The sequence below is a fragment of the Vibrio sp. 970 genome, from assembly GCF_033339075.1.
This window is the reverse complement of the sequence record NZ_JAWOTW010000724.1, coordinates 1-540: the sequence shown is the minus strand read 5'-3', so window position 1 is coordinate 540 and position 540 is coordinate 1. Positions and strand designations below refer to the sequence as shown.

The window sequence follows — 540 nt, the reverse complement described above, 5'->3', positions numbered from 1 at the left end:
GAAAATAACCTTACCTCAAAGCAAGGTTGGCGAGTTGCTGGTCATTCGTCCTTATGAGTACTTTAGCTTGGCGTTGATCACAACCAGCACTAAACCCATCAATAAAGAGGTCTCTGTGGTTTCGCCTCTGACGCAAGAGTCGACCACCAATGAAACCACGCAATAACGACAGTGACCTTGCTGCCTGGCTTAAGCTGAGTTGCTTGCCAGGCATCGGTGGGGTCAAAATGAATAAGCTGCTCGCCAAAGATACGCCTCGCAATATCATCAGTTCCTCTTCTGAACAGCTCTATCAATTGGGTTTGACGAACAAACAGTTGCAAGCTTGGGCTTCGGCCGATAAAGAGGTCGATGCTTGTTTAACGTGGCTAGCCACTTCTACAAATCATCACATCCTGACGCTGGCCGATCCTTTATATCCCTCTTTACTCAAGCAAGTTGTCGCTCCGCCTCCGTTGTTGTTTGTCGAGGGGAATCCTACCTTTTTATCGCAACCACAAATTGCCATGGTGGGCAGCCGTAACGCTAGTTTTGATGGTT

General features: G+C 48.0%; 1 protein-coding gene and 1 pseudogene. Both read left to right on the top strand.

Annotated elements, in window-relative coordinates; all coding sequences use genetic code 11:
- Positions 1–166, top strand: a pseudogene (locus tag R7Q11_RS28840) (peptidoglycan-binding protein); the annotation flags it as partial.
- On the top strand, positions 150–540 hold a 391-nt coding region (locus R7Q11_RS28835), incomplete at its 3' end, for a DNA-processing protein DprA (RefSeq protein ID WP_225467304.1). The pseudogene R7Q11_RS28840 and the gene R7Q11_RS28835, both read left to right, overlap by 17 nt.